This is a genomic window from Clavibacter lycopersici, assembly GCF_003576405.1.
In the GTDB taxonomy this organism is placed as follows: Bacteria; Actinomycetota; Actinomycetes; order Actinomycetales; family Microbacteriaceae; genus Clavibacter; species Clavibacter lycopersici.
The window spans coordinates 14,546-28,511 of record NZ_QWGT01000009.1 but is presented as its reverse complement, the minus strand read 5'-3'; the positions used below and the strand labels follow the sequence as shown (position 1 = coordinate 28,511).

Genomic DNA, 13,966 nt, shown 5'->3' with positions numbered 1-13,966 from the left:
CGCCGTGCGCGGGCCGGCCGCCGAGCAGGTCGACGAGGAGCGCGTCGTGGACGGCGGTGTCCCACGGCAGCCCGTCGGCGGACATCTCCGCGGCGACGAGCGCCCCGGCCGACTCAGCCGCCAGGAGGAGACGCAGGCGGCCGGGCTCCGCGCTGCCCGCGACCGCCTCGAGCTGGAGCCGCAGCTCGGCGACGAGCTCGTCCGGCGATCGGCCCTCGGGGGCATCGAGGTCTTCGAAGAGCGTCGCGGACGCGGACGCCTCGCGCTCCATCGGCGCGGCGCGGTCCCAGGGGCCGGCGGGCATCCGGGCGAGCGCGCTCTCGGCCGTCTGCGTCGAGAGCCGGAGGATCGCGTGGCAGAGCCGCAGGTCGTGGCAGCGGGCGACGCGCACGCCGGCCGCGATCAGCTGGCGCGCCCAGACGGCGGTGTCGTCCCACACCCAGCGGGGCGCGGGATCCGCCCGCTCGCGTGCCGCGGCGATCGCCGGCCACTCCGCGGAGCTCACGTCGCGCACGCCGGTGACGGTGCCGGTCGCGTCGAGGTCGACGAGCCGCACGCCGGAGGGCGTCCGCGCGACCAGGATGTGCATGCCCTCATCATCCCGCGCGCGTCCGACCCCGGGCCGCGCTCGTGGGTGCCCGCCGCTCCCCCACAGGGCGTCACGCAGGGAAACACCGCACGCGAATTCGCCCGCATCCCCCGCTCGCACGGTTTCACCCGCTAGGGTTGGACACAAGTCGTCAGGTCCTCACGATCCGCCCGGTCCGCCGGAGGGGTCACGAGGGGCAGGCGACCCGCGGTCCCGGGTCCCGGGATCGATGCATCTCTTTTGAAGGAAATTTCGTCATGGCAACAGGCACCGTCAAGTGGTTCAACGCTGAAAAGGGCTTCGGCTTCATCGCTCCCGACAACGGAACCGCGGATGTGTTCGCTCACTACTCCGCGATCGCGACGGGCGGCTACAAGTCGCTCGACGAGAACCAGAAGGTCGAGTTCGAGGTCGCCCAGGGCCCCAAGGGTCCTCAGGCTGAGAACATCCGCCCGCTCTAATGCCACCCGCTCGCCTCTGGTGAGCGCAGCACGCTGAGCTTCCGAGAACGGCTCCGACCATGTGGTCGGGGCCGTTCTCCATTTAACGCGGGTCCCCGCATGCGGGACCATGGACCGTGCCCTCCTACCGCATCACCATGACCGTCGGCGCGCTCCGGCCGGGCGCCGATCCCGCCGCGGTGCTCCCGGCCGCCGCTGCCGAAGCCGCCCGGATCGCCACCCTTGAGGCCAACGACATCCAGGTCGTGCGCGGTGAGCCCCGGCTCACCGTGCGCTTCACCGCCGACGACGACGCGGGAGCCGAGCGCATCGCGGCCGCCGTCCGGGCTCGAGCCGCCGAGCTCGTCGACGTGCCGCGCGCCAGCATCACGCGGCGGGACGGGGGCACCTGGACGCGGATCTGATCCGCCCGGCAAGGAGCGGCAGCCCTCATGGGCCGGGCATGTCCGAGCAAGGGATACCACGATGATCGCGTCCGCGGCACGTCGGTAACGCTGGGTAATCGCTGTAGTCTCGACTCCAAGAGCCGACGGTGACTCAGGGGGACGCACCATCGGCTTGGGGGGACGATGATCGAACAGCAGGCGACGCACGACGACGCACGAGAGGCAACCGCTGCGCGAGGACGCGGGCGAGACAGATCCGCCAACAGCCTCGTGGGCGCCTCAGGGCCTGAGAGTGAGCGCAGCGACGCGCGAGCTCACGAGTGGCGACGCACCTATGCGATCGGCCTCGTGATCACGGACCTCCTCGTCCTGATCTGGGTCGTCTTCGGCGTCCAGATCGCATGGTTCGGGTTCGAGACCTCGGATGTGCAGTTCACTGGCCGCCCCGAGGACGTCGCCGTCAGCTATTCGGTCATATCGGTCGTCATCATCGCCAGCTGGATGGTCGCCCTCGGCCTGTACGGCACGCGCGGCTACCGGGTGCTCGGCACGGGGCCGCAGGAGTACCGGTTGATCCTGGACGCCACCGTGCGGCTCTTCGGCCTGGTCGCGATCGTCGCGTTCCTCGGCCGCATCGACTTCGCTCGTGGCTACATCATCATCGCCCTGCCCCTGGGCCTCGTCACGCTCGTGCTCAGTCGGTGGATGTGGCGGCAGTGGCTCAACGTGCAGCGCGCCAAGGGCCGCTACTCGTCCCGCGTGCTGCTCATCGGATCCGAGGCGTCCACGGGATTCCTCGCCCGCGAGCTCGCCCGCCAGCCCTACGCCGGCTACCACGTGGTGGGTGCGTGCATCCCCTCGGGCGTCATCGCGGCGACGCTGCCCGGCACCGGGATCCCCGTGCTCGGCAAGCTCGACGACCTCCAGGCCGCCATGCGCGCGGTCGACGCGGACACCATCGTCATAGCCAGCAACGACGAGCTGTCCCCGGAGCGGATCCGCGAGCTCAGCTGGTCGCTCGAGCCCGGACGCCAGCACCTCGTGGTGGCACCCAGCCTCACCGACATCGGCGGTCCCCGCATCCACACCCGCCCGGTCGCGGGTCTGCCGCTCATCCACGTGGAGACGCCGCGCTACGAGGGCACGAAGCTCTTCGCGAAGCGGGCGTTCGACATCGTCGCGAGCACGCTGATCCTCGTCGTCGCCTCTCCCCTGTTCCTCGTCATCGCGATGACCATCCGGCTCAGCACCCCTGGCCCCGTCCTCTTCCGGCAGGAGCGCGTCGGCATCAACGGGCGCCCGTTCCAGATGCTCAAGTTCCGCACCATGGTCAGCGACGCGGAGGCGCGCCTCCTCGAGCTGGAGAAGCAGTCGCGCGACGCCGGCAACTCCGTGCTGTTCAAGATGAAGGACGACCCGCGCGTCACCCCGATCGGGCGGTTCCTCCGCCGCTACAGCCTCGACGAGTTGATGCAGCTCGTGAACGTGCTCAACGGCAGCATGTCGCTCGTGGGCCCGCGCCCGCCGCTCGCCCGCGAGGTGGAGGCGTACGAGACGAAGGTGCACCGGCGCTTCCTCGTGAAGCCGGGCATCACCGGGCTCTGGCAGGTGAGCGGCCGCTCGAACCTCTCGTGGGAGGACAGCGTGCGGCTGGACCTCTACTACGTGGAGAACTGGTCCATCGTGGGGGATCTCGTGATCCTGTGGAAGACGGCGCGGGCCGTGCTGCGGCGTGAGGGGGCGTATTGAGCGAGCGAGGTAAAGTCAACGGGCCGAGGCAAAGGGGTGCAGTCGCGCATGGGGGTACACAGAAACTCATGACGACGAAGGAGGTCCGGATACCGAAGACGGACGTGAGCACACGTCCGAGCGTCGCAGGTCACATTGCCAGGACACCGCCTCTGGAGCGAAGGCCGCTCAGAATAGTTGCAGGCCTCGCCGCTGCGGTTCCGGCTTTCAGCTCGCTGGTGCCATTCGCCGCAGTGTTGACGGTGGCGGTGTTACCGGTCCGTGCCGCACATCCTCTCGAGCGGTGGACACGCCTCCTTCTATGGATGAGCGCACTGTCCATCGTCGCGATGCTGGCCTCGGGAGTGCTGTCTGCTCCTGGACCGTACTGGCCGCAGATCCTCTCGGCCCTAATCTTCGCGGCGTGCGTCTTCGGGTACGCGAAGTTCGCGGCTGACGTGCCGGCAATGACTCAGATACTCGCAGCCGCTGGCGCGGGGACCGTCATCTACTACCTTGCTTTCGGTCGCGCGGGCTCCTACGATCTGCAGGTTTTGTGGAAGTACGCCATCGCCCTCCCCTTTACTGCCGCGGTGCTTTACTTCGCGTGCCGCAGCGGCCGTCGTCTTCTACCCGTCCTGTCCCTAGGCGCTGTCGCCCTTCTGAGCCTGGTCTTCGAATTCCGGTCCTTCTCGGGCATCTGCATCGCGGCAATCATCGCGTGGCTCTTCCACTCCCGGGCAGGAACGAGTCGCTGGTGGGTAGCGCGGGCTGCGGTGCTCGGCGGTCTGCTCACAGTGGCTTTCAATGTGATCGTCTCCGTGATCGAATCCGGTGCATTCGGATACGCCTTGCAGACGAAGACCGAGAACCAACTCGAGGGTGGAGGGCCGGCAATACTCAGTGGACGGGTAGAGCCGCCGCTCTCCGTCGCTGCAATCTCGGAGAATCCCCTCCTCGGATGGGGCAATCCGCAGGCCATTGGGGAGCGCACTCTGGGAGTCGCAGCGGAATTCGCACGCGCGATTGGCATGAACGATATCGGCTCTTACCGTGGCATCTGGGTGCGGGCAGACGGTTCCATCTCGCTCCACTCGATTCTCTTCGAGTCTTGGGTATCAGGCGGCCTGCTGGCGGCACTTCTCCCTATTGCGCTCATCGCCCTGTTCGTGGCGGCGGTGTTCAGGGCCCACGGCCGCTTCTACCCATTGATTGCTCTCATCAGCATCCAGGGCATCTGGGACGTCGTGTTCTCCCCTTGGGCAGGTAATCGTGCCGCCCTCCTGGGGATTTCCGCTCTGATCGCAGTCTTCAGCCTCCGGGCGAGCGTTACGAATGCGGATGGGGCTCGAAGGCATCAGGGCGTGTCTGTGGCGAAGTCCACGAGCAAATAGGGCCCATCACTCAGGGCAAGATCAAGTGCGCTCGCTCAGTCTGTAGCTGAGCGGCCATCAAGGAATCAGACGAGGCGGGGGCGGTTAAGCCCTCGTACCCGGTGCTAAGTCCGAGGCGGCAGAACTCCTTCTCGGGCGACGTTATGGATGACAGGTCCCGTACCTCCTGCCTCGGGCTGCGGGACCTTCCCGTCTTGACTCCGTCCATCCAGAGCGTGTCGGAGGGGGCCTCAGGCTTTTTCTGGGCGGTTCCCCGCAGGCCCGGTGTTGCGACTCCGGACCATCACGATGACCAGCAGCACGCAGATCACCGCTTGCGCGCAGACGAAGGCCCACGCCGCTCCGACCGGGCCGGCTGCTCCCGCGAAGACGGCGACGAGGACCAGCTGCAGGAGGACGGCGGAGGTGGTGACGAACGACACCGGCTTGTCATGTCCGAGGGACTGCTGGAATATCGCGAGCGGCTGGTTCGCGATGGCGAGGAGCGTGCCCAGGGCTAGCACGCGCAGGACGGACGCCGATTCCGCGAAGGCCTCTCCCACGAGGAGGTTCACGAAGAACGGCGCCGCGACGATCACTAGCAGGCACGCGCCCATGGCGGCGATGGGAAGCCAGAGGGCCTTGCGCACCACGGGCCAGGCGTTCCTCCATGACCGTGCCCGCGCGACCACAGGCACGGCTGAGGCGGCGAACGCTGACACGGCCAGGGACATGGGCTGGGTCCATCGGTTGACGGCACCGTAGACTCCCGCGGCGGCAGGACCGGCGACCGCGGACATGATGGCGACGTCGAGGGCCTGGGACGTGACTGCGACGCTGCTCAGCCCGTAGAAGCCCGACCCCCTCCAGGGCGCGCGACTGATGCGCCTGGTCCTCCGGATCGCTTGCCGATCCGGCATGCGGGCCACGAGGAGCACGGTGCTGGCCGTCGACCCGGAGACCAGGGCGATCCAGAGGGCCGCCGCTCCCTCCACGCCCAGCAGCATGCTGAGCGTCAAGACGGTCAGGCCGACGACGCGGTCGAGGATGAGCGACAGCGCCACCGTCAGCATCTTGGACTTGGCGCGCAACGGCACCTGAGCGGTCTGGCTGAGCAGCAGGAACATCGCCACGGGCGCCGCCGTCCAGAGCAGGGCCGTAGGAGACCAGATGAGGAGGGCCGTCCCGGCGATGAGGAGGACGACGCCGGCGAAGGCGAGCTTGCCGAAGGCGCGCTCGGTGAGGTGCTCGGTGGTGAGGTCGCCGCGCGCTGCCTCGCGAAGCCACAGGGAGTTCGTGCCGAAGTCGATGAAACCCACGGCGCTGGACGCGATGGCGACCGCAGTGACCGCGTGACCGAATGCCTCGGGGCCGCTCGATCGCGCGGCGAGGAGGTAGATCACCGCCGTCAGGATCTGCGCGAGGGCCGTCGAGCCCGCGAGGAAGGTGGCTTGGCGTCCCAGACCGCCGGACGAGGCGGGTGCGGCGTCCGTCACAGCAGAGCCGACGTGAATCGGGAGGAGCCCATGTCGGAGACGGCGGCTGGCCGCTCCTCGGTGGATGCGTCGGCCATGCCCTGCGCCATCGCGTCGACGGAGAGGGGAGTCCACCGCGCATGCGTCGGGACCGCACGCGCATCCTCCCGGAGACTCGAAGCCCCCGCCACGAGCAGGCGGGTGCCCGACACCACGGCCTTCCCGAAGATGCCGCTCGGCCCCTCGTTGGAGTGCGCGAGGACCACGCAGTCCACCGCAGCGATGGCGGCGTCGAGCTCCACGTCTTCGAGCATGCGGTCGACGACCACGACGCGCGCGCCTCGGCGGCGCGCCTCGGTGAGATGCGGCTCCGCCTCGTCGAGCTGCCCGTCGAGGATCGCGCCTCCGACGAGGAGGCCCACGCCGTCGCCGGCGATGCGCGCGAACGCCTCGGCCACCATCGGCAGGTTCTTCCGCGCGGTGATCGCGCCGACCACGGCGAACCATCGGCGATCGCCCTCGAGGTCCCACTCCTCCCGCACAGCGGCCACGTCGTCCGGCGTCGCGGCGAGCGTCACGGGGTCCTGCGCGACGGGGAAGCGCGACTCCCCGGCCCACACGGAGGACTTGAGGACCGCGACGGTCGTCGAGCGTCGGAGGCCAGCGATCGTCATCGTGGTGAGCTTCATGAGCTGACGGGCGAGGGAGCGGCCCCCCTGACCGCGCCGCAGGTCGGGCTCGCGCATGATCAACGCGGTCGTGTGGGGGAGATCGCGCCCGCTGCGCGTCAGGAGCGGAATCAGGTGACGATCCCCATCGGGGATGACGATGCGCCCGGCGCCCATGTCTCGAGCAAGGCGCGACGCGGGCCCCACGTCCGCGCTCGGAATCTCCAGGACGGTGAACGACGGTGAGAGGCCACGCAGGAATTCCACGGCCTGCGGGCTCTCCATCTGGCCTGGCGCCGTCACGAGCACGGGGCGCCCGCCTCCGGCGAGGACGGCATCGGCGAGGAGGCGCACGTAGTAGAACCTGTGGCCGCTCGAGTTCCCTTCGAGGATGAGCACGGGACGGTCATCGGGGATAGGCGAGGACACGCGCAGCCGGGCGGCGGTCATGCGCGGCTCCCGCGGGCGGGTCCGAGATCGTGCGGTCGGAGGACGGTCGGGGTCAGCACGCGTGTCCGGGGACTCGTGTCCGGAGGCGCCAGTGGCGGCCGTTCCCGGTCTGATCGGCGGCGTCCGGACTCCGGTCGTGTCCCTCTGGCAACGCGGTTCGTGCCCACTCCCCCATGCGACTCCGTCCCCTTCCGTGTCGGCAGCGAGGACCCACCCCGTGCCGAGACCAGTATGCCGGGCGGCGCCCCTCGCCCTGCCCCGCGGCGGCGCATGGTGGGGACCGCGGCTCGGGGCACGCTGCACTACGCTCGCCACCGGGGCGGTTTCGCCGCACGATCGGCGCCTCGTCCGAGTCGTGGCGGGCGGCGCGAGGTCGAGCGATCTGGTGGCTGCTACGCACCCCGATCGTCGATGAGGGGGACCATGAGGATCGTCGTGATGCAGACCGCTTCCGTCAGGAGCCTGTCGTGAGCAGGCGGGTGGCCATCACCCAGCCGTACATCCCGGGCTACCGCGAGCGACTCTGGGCCCTGGTGATCGATCAGCTGGCGGAGGCGGACGTCGACTGCCGCGTCTTCTACGGCGGCGACCGCGATCAGGAGCGGGAGATCGCCGCCCGCGGTGACGGCATCGAACCCGCGTGGGCAAGCAGGGTCGGCGCCTGGACGCTCCAGCCCGTGCGCTCCATCCCGAAGTTCATGTTCCGGCGCCTTCCCCGCACCTGGCGGGGACGCGACGTGCTCCTCGTGACCGAGATGCAGGGCACCAACCTCAACGCTTGGAGGCGCGCGGGGCTGCGTCAGCCGTACGTCACGCTGGGGCACGGGATCTCGGAGACGACGACCCAGTCCTTCCTCGCGGACGCCGCGGAGGACCTACTCAACTCGCGCGCGATGCGCGTCCTGACGTACACGGAGACCGGCCGTCGGCATGTGCTGGCCGCGACCCGGCTGCGGGAGGACCAGGTCTCGGCATTCCGCAACTCGACCGACACGTCGCGCCTGCAGCGCGCCATGGAGGCCGTCACACCGGCCGACGAGGTGGCGTTCCGGGACCGGCACGGCATCCCACGGGACGCGCGCGTCTCCTTCTTCCTCGGTGCGCTGAACCGCTTCAAGAGCGTCGACCTGCTCGTGGACGCGGCGCGCATAGCCTTCGCCGAGGATCCGTCGCAGTGGCTCGTCGTGGCTGGCGACGGGGAGTCGCGGGAGCTCGTGGAGGCCCTGGCCGACGAGACCGGCCGTGTGGTGCTGCTGGGGCAGTCGACGGCCGAGACGTACGCACCGGCTGCGGCCATGTCCCGCCTCCTCCTCAACCCAGGTCGCGTCGGCCTGGTCGCCGTCGACGCGCTCGTGATGGGTCTGCCCATCCTGACGACGGCTGGCGCCGCTCACGCGCCGGAGCACGAGTACCTCCGGCCCGGAATCGACGTGGTCGATGTCCCGGCGACGCCGGAGGACTACGCGCGAGCGTGGATCGGGCACGGAGGACGCGTCGACGCGCCTCCCGCCGACCGGCCGACCATCGAGGCCGCGGCGCAGGTCATCTCCGCGACGATCCTCGACGCACTCGGACGCAGGTAGGCCGCGGGCGCCCATCGCGTCAAAGACGGAGCAAGCCGCGGACGCGGCAGCTACGACGCGGACCTGTACCGCGCGGTCAGCTCGTCGGCCACCGCAGCGATGCCGAACGCCCCGGCGAGGCTGGACCGCATGCCCCGCCGTATCTCGTCGCGGATGGTCGGCGAGGTGAGCAGACGCTCCACGGCAGTGGCGAGCGCACGTGCCGACCCGTCGGTGACCAGGGCGGCCCCCGCGGCACGGAGCTCCTCCGCGATCCCGCAGTCCTCCGTGAGCACGACCGGCGTCCCGACCGCCATCGCCTCGAGCACCGTCATCGGGAACACCTCGCGCACGCTCGGCAGCACGTAGACGTCCGCCGCCGCCAGACGCTCGGTGGAGGCGCCGGGCGCGATGCTGCCCTCGTGCACCAGGGGCAGGCCCGGATGCGCGGCTATGAAGGCCGTCAGCGCGGGCAGGTCGCCCTCGTCTGGGCCGACCACGGCGAAGCGCGCGCGGACGCCGCGCTCGTGCAGCAGGGCTGCCATCTCCGCGAAGGCCAGCACACGCTTGCGAGGGTGCAGTCGGGCGAGGAAGAGGACCTCGGGAACCGCATCCGGCTCCCGGTGCCGGGTGACGGACACCGGCGCCACGCCGTTGCGGATCCGGACGACGCGCGCGTCTCCGCGGGACACGACGTCGAGCGCCTCCTCCTCGGCGTCCGTGAGCGCCAGCACGGCTCGTGCGCCCGCGAGGACGCGGCGGACCGCGACGGCGTCGAGGATCCGCGACTTGGCGCGTGAGTCGTCGGTCACCATCCCGTGGGTCTGCAGCACGTAGGGCACGCCCGCCCGGCGGCAGGCCTCGGCGGCCGCGAGGGCCAGCAGGTGCCGTCCGAGGTGGATGTGGACGACGTCGAACTCGCGGACGTGACGCCGCAGCCCCGCGACCATGGCGGGAGAGACCAGCCCGCTGAACCCGAGGCCGGGGAGCGCATGCGTACGGAACAGGCGCACGTCGACGCTGTCCACGGCGAGGTCGACCTCGCCGTCCCATCCAGCGACGAGCACCACGCGGTGGCCCTGCCGGGCGAGCTCACGGCACTGCTCGACGGCCACGGCGACCGGACCGCCGAAGGCGCCGTCCGCGGAGACGTAGGGCAGGACGTGGGCGATGCGCAGGGGACGCGTCACGATGCGGAGAACCGCGAGCCGACGACCGCGCAGTCCGGGCCGGAGACGATCGCGCCAGCCGGCACGTCGCCCGCGACCACGGTCATCGGGCGCGCGAGCGCCGAGCGGCCCACGTGCGCGCCGCCGAGGACCAGGCAGCGCGAGGTGATCCACGCACCCGGCTCGATGACGATGGGGCGCGTGATGAGGGCCATGTCGCGGCGGTGCGCGTGGCTGCCGGTGGTGAGCATCGTCTCCTGGGAGAGGACGACGTCGTGGCCGACGGTGATGAGGTCCTGGTTGTGGAACCAGACGCCCTCGCCGATCCACGAGCGATCGCCGATGCGCAGCTTCCACGGGAACTTGACGCGCGTGCGCGGCCGGAAGACCACGCCCTCGCCTATCTCGGCGCCGAACGCCCGCAGGGCCTTGACGCGGAGCGACGAGCTGATCTGCCACGGGTTCGTGACGAGGAGGAGCTCGACGACGGCCCACAGGTAGACGGTGCGCTTGGGGCGGTCCCAGGCCTGGTGCTCGCCGGGAGCGCGCGAGAGGTCGATCACCGGGACGTCGGTCGAGGCGTCGGGCGCGGCCGTCACGCGCGCACCCCTGTGCCCAGCAGCGACAGCGACTGCGCGAAGCGCACGTACCTGGCGTGCGCGCTCACGGGCGAGTAGCGGTTCTGGTACATCCGCTGGGCGGCGGTCGTCAGGGCGGCCGCGCCCTCGGTGTCGCAGCGCATGTCCTGCGCCGCCTGGAGGAGCCTCTCCGGATCGCCCGGGGGGATGATCGAGGCCGCCCCGTGCTCGCGCACGACGCTCTCGGTGATGCCGCCGTCCTCGACCGCGGCGATGATCGGGCGCCGGCTGCTCGTGTACGACGTGAGCTTCGACGGCATGCTCATCTCGCGCACGCCCGGCTTCTCGTTGAGCAGGAGCGCGTCGGCCGCGGCCAGCGCGTACGGGTAGTCGTCGCCGTCGAGCGGCGGCACGAAGCGGAGCGAGCGGATCCCCGCGCCCTGCGCCTCGAGCGCTGCCCGCTGGTTGCCGTCGCCCACGAGCACGAACTCGATGCCGAGGTCGCGCGTGTCGGAGAGGCGGGCGGCCTCGACGACGGACTCGAGGCCCTGCTTCATGCCCATGTTGCCCGTGTGCACCACGGTGAACGCGTCGCGGTCCCAGCCGAGCCGGGTGCGGGCGGCGGCGGTGGAGACGTCCACCGGCGTGATGTGCGTGAAGTTCGGAAGCCCGGAGATGGATCCGTCGGGCAGGCCCTGCTGGACGAGCAGGTCGCCGAAGCGGGGCGTGATGACGCCGATGCGGTCGGCGCGGCGGAGCAGCGCGTACTCCCCCGACGCGATGAGGCGGGAGGCACGGCCGCCCGTGGTGCCGGACTCGCCCGCGGCGTTGCCCGTGAGGTCCTGGACCAGCACGCCGAACGGACGGCGGCCGTGCCCGAGGGCGCCGGCGGCGAGGCCGGCGAGCGACGGGGTGACCGCGATGACGATGTCGCTCGTGTCGCGACGCACCTCGCGGAGCGCGCCGCGCAGGAAGCTCGCCTCGAGCTTGGCCCGGCCCATGAGGTCAGGCGTCTCCGGGATGGTGTGCCGTACGCGGGTGATGCGGACCCCGTCGCGCATCTCCTCCCAGCGCCGGCCGTCGGCGTACCGCTCGTCCTGCAGCTTCCACTGCGGGTAGTGCGGGATCCCGGTGACCACGTGCACGGTCGCCCCCGCGTCGGTGAGCGCGTCGGCCATCGCGGTCGTGTAGGGCGCGATGCCGGTGGTCTCCGGCCAGTAGTTGATCCCGACCAGGCAGACCGTGAGTCCCCCCAGGTCCGGCGCCGTCTGCGTGCGCGCAGCGTCGGTCGTACGTGATTCCCCCATGGGCCCATTCTGGTGCCTCGAGGTTTCGATGTCGTTAACGCCCCGCGCGGCGCCGTACCCCGATTGCCGCCGAGCGCCGCCGTCACGTTAGATTCATGCCGACGGCCGCGCCGGGCACCTGCCCCGCCGCCGCATCGCATCGCATGAGAATCTGGGGGGATCCATGGCCAAGAGGGCTTTCATCACCGGCATCACCGGGCAGGACGGCTCGTACCTGGCGGAGCTGCTGCTCGGCAAGGGGTACGAGGTCCACGGCCTCATCCGCCGCTCGTCGACGTTCAACACGTCGCGGATCGACCACCTGTACCAGGACCCGCACGAGGACGGCGCGAAGCTGTTCCTGCACTACGGCGACCTGAGCGACGGGTCGCGCCTGACCACGCTGATGATGCAGATCCAGCCCGACGAGGTCTACAACCTGGCCGCCCAGTCGCACGTGCGGGTCTCGTTCGACGAGCCCGAGCACACGGCCGACACCACCGGCACCGGCACCATCCGCCTGCTCGAGGCCGTGCGCTTGTCGGGCATCGAGACCCGCTTCTACCAGGCCTCCTCGAGCGAGCTCTACGGGGCCACTCCCCCGCCGCAGAGCGAGACCACGCCGTTCTACCCGCGCTCGCCGTACGGGGCCGCGAAGCTCTACAGCTTCTGGATCACCAAGAACTACCGCGAGGCGTACGACATGTTCGCCGTCAACGGGATCCTCTTCAACCACGAGTCGCCCCGCCGCGGCGAGACGTTCGTCACGCGCAAGATCACGCGCGCCGTCGCCGCCATCAAGGCCGGCACGCAGGACCACGTGTACCTCGGCAACCTCGACAGCATCCGCGACTGGGGCTACGCCGCCGAGTACGTCGAGGGCATGTGGCGGATGCTGCAGGCCGACGAGCCCGACGACTTCGTGCTCGCCACGGGCGGCAACTTCACGGTCCGCGACTTCCTCGAGACCGCGTTCTCGCACGCCGGCCTCGACTGGTCCGACCACGTGCGCTTCGACCCGCGCTACCTGCGCCCCACGGAGGTCGACGCCCTCGTGGGCGACGCCACCAAGGCGTACGAGAAGCTCGGTTGGAAGGCCACCGTCGACACCACGATGCTCGCCCGGATCATGGTCGACGCCGACATCGCCGCGCTCGAGGCCGAGGGCCGGCCGTGGATCGACACGGTGCGGCTCGCGAGCTGGGGCACCGCCGAGCCGACCGCGGTCCAGGCGTGACCGCGGCGCCCGCTGCCTCGGCCGACGAGCGGGACGCCGTCGCGTTCGAGCCCGCGCCCCTCGACCGCTCCGCGCGCATCTACGTCGCGGGACATCGCGGCCTGGTCGGATCGGCGATCGTCCGCAAGCTCGAGGCGGAGGGCTTCACCGACGTCATCGGCCGCACCTCCGCCGAGCTCGACCTCAAGGACCGCGACGCCGTGTTCGCGTTCTTCGCCGCCGAGAAGCCCGTGCACGTGGTGCTCGCGGCCGCGAAGGTGGGCGGGATCCTCGCGAACAGCACCTACCCCGTCGACTTCCTGAGCGACAACCTGCGGATCCAGGTCAACGTGCTCGACGCGGCGCTCGCGCACGGCGTCGACCGGCTGCTCTTCCTCGGCTCCTCGTGCATCTACCCGAAGCTCGCGCCGCAGCCCATCACCGAGGACAGCCTCCTCACCGGGCACCTCGAGCCGACGAACGACGCCTACGCGATCGCGAAGATCGCGGGGATCATGCAGATCCAGGCCGTGCGCCGCCAGTACGGGCTGCCGTGGATCTCGGCGATGCCGACGAATCTCTACGGACCCGGCGACAACTTCTCGCCGCAGGGCTCGCACGTGCTGCCGGCGCTGATCCGCCGCTACGACGAGGCCCGCGCGTCCGGGGCCGAGTCGGTCACGAACTGGGGCACGGGCACGCCGCGCCGCGAGTTCCTGCACGTCGATGACATGGCCGCCGCGTGCCTGCACCTGCTGGAGCACTACGACGGGCCCGAGCAGGTCAACGTCGGCACGGGCAGCGACGTGACGATCCGCGAGATCGCGGAGACCATCGCGCGCGTCGTCGGCTACGAGGGCCGCACCGAGTGGGACACCACGAAGCCGGACGGCACGCCGCAGAAGCTGCTCGACGTGTCCAAGCTCGCCGACGCGGGGTGGACCTCGTCCATCGGCCTCGACGAGGGACTCCGCTCGACGGTCGAGTGGTACCGGCAGCACATCACGACGCTGCGGGAGTAGCCC

General features: G+C 70.5%; 12 protein-coding genes and 1 pseudogene. 7 read left to right on the top strand and 6 right to left on the bottom strand.

The genetic code is table 11. From position 1 onward, the window contains the following. Positions 1-589: pseudogene (locus DZG00_RS01565) on the bottom strand (bifunctional 3'-5' exonuclease/DNA polymerase); the annotation flags it as partial. Positions 590-846: 257 nt separating this feature from the next. On the opposite strand from DZG00_RS01565, the gene DZG00_RS01560 reads away from it, so the two are divergent. The 4 genes from DZG00_RS01560 (at position 847) to DZG00_RS01545 (ending at position 4,558) form a co-directional block, all read left to right on the top strand. Then, positions 847-1,050, top strand: coding sequence for a cold-shock protein (locus DZG00_RS01560; protein WP_012038298.1), 204 nt, complete (start codon positions 847-849; stop codon positions 1,048-1,050). Positions 1,051-1,166: 116 nt separating this feature from the next. After that, positions 1,167-1,454, top strand: coding sequence for a hypothetical protein (locus tag DZG00_RS01555; protein ID WP_119382837.1), 288 nt, complete (start codon positions 1,167-1,169; stop codon positions 1,452-1,454). 165 nt (positions 1,455-1,619) lie between these two features. Then, positions 1,620-3,185 (top strand): sugar transferase, encoded by a 1,566-nt coding sequence (locus tag DZG00_RS01550; RefSeq protein ID WP_119382836.1) that lies wholly within the window; start codon positions 1,620-1,622, stop codon positions 3,183-3,185. Between the two features lie 305 nt (positions 3,186-3,490). Then, the gene (locus DZG00_RS01545) at positions 3,491-4,558 is read left to right on the top strand and encodes a hypothetical protein (RefSeq protein WP_119381344.1); all 1,068 of its coding nucleotides are present in this window, start codon (positions 3,491-3,493) and stop codon (positions 4,556-4,558) included. A gap of 230 nt (positions 4,559-4,788) precedes the next feature. Here DZG00_RS01545 and DZG00_RS16855 read toward each other — a convergent pair whose 3' ends face one another. Continuing rightward, complete coding sequence (locus DZG00_RS16855) at positions 4,789-6,033, bottom strand: lipopolysaccharide biosynthesis protein (protein WP_158586970.1); 1,245 nt, start codon at positions 6,031-6,033, stop codon at positions 4,789-4,791. Continuing rightward, on the bottom strand, positions 6,030-7,079 hold the full coding sequence (locus DZG00_RS16930) for a glycosyltransferase family protein (protein WP_158586969.1): 1,050 nt from the start codon (positions 7,077-7,079) through the stop codon (positions 6,030-6,032). The genes DZG00_RS16855 and DZG00_RS16930 overlap by 4 nt, the downstream gene beginning before the upstream one ends. A gap of 518 nt (positions 7,080-7,597) precedes the next feature. Between DZG00_RS16930 and DZG00_RS01520 the strand changes: the two genes are divergently transcribed. Next, complete coding sequence (locus DZG00_RS01520; RefSeq protein ID WP_158586968.1) at positions 7,598-8,713, top strand: glycosyltransferase; 1,116 nt, start codon at positions 7,598-7,600, stop codon at positions 8,711-8,713. Between the two features lie 50 nt (positions 8,714-8,763). On the opposite strand, the gene DZG00_RS01515 is transcribed toward DZG00_RS01520, so the two are convergent. The 3 genes from DZG00_RS01515 to DZG00_RS01510 are packed head-to-tail and all read right to left on the bottom strand — an operon-like array spanning position 8,764 to position 11,746. Next, positions 8,764-9,882 (bottom strand): glycosyltransferase, encoded by a 1,119-nt coding sequence (locus DZG00_RS01515; RefSeq protein WP_147359905.1) that lies wholly within the window; start codon positions 9,880-9,882, stop codon positions 8,764-8,766. After that, on the bottom strand, positions 9,879-10,460 hold the full coding sequence (locus DZG00_RS16850) for an LbetaH domain-containing protein (protein ID WP_147359904.1): 582 nt from the start codon (positions 10,458-10,460) through the stop codon (positions 9,879-9,881). Before DZG00_RS16850 ends, DZG00_RS01515 begins: the two co-directional genes overlap by 4 nt. After that, positions 10,457-11,746 (bottom strand): glycosyltransferase family 4 protein, encoded by a 1,290-nt coding sequence (locus DZG00_RS01510; RefSeq protein WP_119381338.1) that lies wholly within the window; start codon positions 11,744-11,746, stop codon positions 10,457-10,459. The genes DZG00_RS16850 and DZG00_RS01510 overlap by 4 nt, the downstream gene beginning before the upstream one ends. 163 nt (positions 11,747-11,909) lie before the next feature. Between DZG00_RS01510 and gmd the strand changes: the two genes are divergently transcribed. After that, the gene (gmd, locus tag DZG00_RS01505; RefSeq protein WP_119381337.1) at positions 11,910-12,962 is read left to right on the top strand and encodes a GDP-mannose 4,6-dehydratase; all 1,053 of its coding nucleotides are present in this window, start codon (positions 11,910-11,912) and stop codon (positions 12,960-12,962) included. Beyond that, a complete protein-coding gene (locus tag DZG00_RS01500) occupies positions 12,959-13,963 on the top strand; it encodes a GDP-L-fucose synthase family protein (protein WP_119381336.1) in 1,005 nt (334 codons plus the stop codon). Before gmd ends, DZG00_RS01500 begins: the two co-directional genes overlap by 4 nt. Positions 13,964-13,966 lie beyond the last annotated feature (3 nt).

Coding starts and splice junctions, on each gene's coding strand:
- DZG00_RS01560 (WP_012038298.1), top strand. CDS start 847: ATGGCAACAGGCACCGTCAAGTGGTTCAACGCTGAAAAGGGCTTCGGC.
- DZG00_RS01550 (WP_119382836.1), top strand. CDS start 1,620: ATGATCGAACAGCAGGCGACGCACGACGACGCACGAGAGGCAACCGCT.
- DZG00_RS01545 (WP_119381344.1), top strand. CDS start 3,491: ATGAGCGCACTGTCCATCGTCGCGATGCTGGCCTCGGGAGTGCTGTCT.
- DZG00_RS01510 (WP_119381338.1), bottom strand. CDS start 11,746: ATGGGGGAATCACGTACGACCGACGCTGCGCGCACGCAGACGGCGCCG.
- gmd (WP_119381337.1), top strand. CDS start 11,910: ATGGCCAAGAGGGCTTTCATCACCGGCATCACCGGGCAGGACGGCTCG.